Here is a 1,401-nt window from a genome sequence, read left to right on the forward strand (position 1 = left end):
GACTATTTCGATACGACCGTCAAAGGTCTTGTGCTGCGCGTCTCGGCGGGTGGGCAAAAGACCTGGTTCGCGGTTTACGGGCCGCCCGACAAGCGGCAATGGTTGAAGCTCGGCACCTATCCCGAGACACCGCTCGGCACGGACAAGGGCGCTCGCCAGAAGGCCAAGGACACTCGTGCAAGCGTGCAAGAGGGCGGCGACCCTGTGGCCGCCAAGAAGGCGCACGCCGCCTCGATGACCGTCTCTGATTTGGTCGAGAGCTATCTCACCCGCCGGGCATCATCGCGGCGGTCGGTCGATGAGATCGCGCGCCGGCTGCGCAAGAATGTGTCCGGCTATGACGCTGACGGAAAGAAGGTCGAGAAGGCATCATCTGGCTGCATCGGCGAGGTGAAGCTCGCGGACCTGCATCGTCGCGACATCACCAAGGCGATCGACGCGGTGAAGGACCGGGGCGCGGCCGTCGAGGCAAACCGGGTGTTCGAGGACATTCGCGCCATGATCCGATGGGGGCGCGGTCGTGGCGATCTGGACAGCAACTTGACCGAAGGTATGGCGAGGCCGACCGAAACGGTCGAACGCGACCGCGTGGTGACGGCCGACGAGATCAAGACGATGTGGGCAGCCTTGCCCGAAGCTGACATGCGGGAAAGCACCCGCCGCATTCTGCGCCTGTGCCTGGTTACCGGACAGCGTGTTGGCGAGATCGCCGGCATGGAGCACGGCGAACTGGACTTGACACGCGGCCTTTGGACGATACCAGCCAGGCGGGCGAAGAACGGCCGCGACCATGTTGTCCCGCTGTGCGAAATGGCAATCCGGATCATCGGCGATCAGATCGCAGACGTGAAGGCGCTGTCGGAGCGCAAGGGCAGGGCGGTGCCGCCTTTCGTTTTTCCTGGACCGGGCGCCCGTGCAGCCGTCACCGGCGCATCTGTCCCGAAGGCAGTGAAGCGAGAAGAGATCAGCAAGCGCGGCGTGGCAACGATCATGGGCATTGCACCGTGGACGCCGCATGACCTTCGGCGATCTGCTGCGACGGGCATGGAAGAAATCGGCATTTCGCCGTTCATCGTCGGGCATGTGTTGAACCACGTTTCGGCGACCAAGAGTACGGTCACGTCGCGGGTATATGCGCGCTACGACTATATGAGCGAGAAACGGGACGCCTTGGAGCTTTGGGCCGATCGGCTTGCCGGCATCATTGCAGGCAACGGCAACATCGAACCTCAGCGAGCGAAGGCAGTTGCATGAACCGGTCTGCGCAGTCGCCGTTCGACCCCGAAACATTCCTGCCGCTCGCCGAAGTCTTCGCGGTTGATCCCTCTGACTACCGCCGCAATCGAATGATTGTCGGCTAATGGACGCGCTTTGCCTTGCCTATCGGGAGCTACTTCACCG

1 protein-coding gene is annotated in these 1,401 nt (G+C 62.8%); it reads left to right on the top strand.

The features are described from left to right. The coding region (locus tag EOA79_RS32035) for a site-specific integrase (RefSeq protein WP_128293686.1) at nucleotides 1-1,254 on the top strand (1,254 nt) is incomplete at its 5' end. Between the last annotated feature and the right edge of the window lie 147 nt (nucleotides 1,255-1,401).

Source organism: Mesorhizobium sp. M1A.F.Ca.IN.020.03.2.1, assembly GCF_004023205.1.
Lineage (GTDB): Bacteria > Pseudomonadota > Alphaproteobacteria > Rhizobiales > Rhizobiaceae > Mesorhizobium.